At 59.8% G+C, this 722-nt stretch carries 2 protein-coding genes; both read left to right on the top strand.

Annotated features, from left to right (window positions below; translation table 11 throughout):
- Positions 1 to 241, top strand: a 241-nt coding sequence (locus ACP7BV_RS27535; RefSeq protein WP_426108093.1) for a hypothetical protein, incomplete at its 5' end; no start/stop codon positions are given.
- A 133-nt stretch (positions 242 to 374) separates the two neighbouring features.
- Positions 375 to 722, top strand: a 348-nt coding sequence (locus ACP7BV_RS27530; RefSeq protein WP_426108091.1) for a glycerophosphodiester phosphodiesterase family protein, incomplete at its 3' end; no start/stop codon positions are given.

The following is a 722-nucleotide window of genomic DNA, read 5'->3' as shown; positions in this document are numbered from 1 at the left end:
GGCTGGCCAGGCGATTTATATTCTTTGCCTGGCCGGCGCCACCGCCACCCGCAAATTTCTGTGGGTGCTCGCGCTGGCCGGTGTCGATGCGTTCGCCATATTTCTGCTGTACTTAGTGACCTTGGAATCGCGCGCGATCGATCCTGAAGGCCCGTTCGGCTATATTCTGGTCGTCATGCCGGGCTCTATATTTGTTGCGTATATCAAGAACTACCTCGCCAACAAGGCCGACAATGCGTAAGCAAGTTTGATGATTCGCTCAACACAGACGCGCTGGGACCGCGCGGCAGCAAGCGAGAAATCTTGAACGAATAGTCATAGTGTTGTCATGACACCCTTTTAGAATCGACGCACTCAACAACGGGAGCGATACGATGACAATGAAGGCACATGACCGCAGCACACTACCCCAACTGCGCGCAAGCGCGGTTGCCACCGCAGTTGCCACCGCGGTTGCCACCGCAGTTGCCACACTCCTGGCCGCATGCGGCGCCAACGATTCCCCAACGCTGGCCACGCTGGACGGCAAGCCCACCCTGATCGCCGCCCACCGCGGCGCCAGCGGCTATCTTCCGGAAGAAACGCTGGAAGCGTACGCGATGGCGATCTCGCAGGGCGCCGACGCCATCGAGCCGGACGTCGTGTCAACCAAGGATGGCGTGCTCATTGCCCGCCACGATCCCAACCTGGCCTACAGCACCGACGTCGCCTGTGGAATGCGT

The sequence above is a fragment of the Massilia sp. TSP1-1-2 genome (assembly GCF_049896185.1).
Classification (GTDB): Bacteria; Pseudomonadota; Gammaproteobacteria; order Burkholderiales; family Burkholderiaceae_D; genus Telluria_A.
This window is presented reverse-complemented; position numbering and strand designations above follow the sequence as displayed.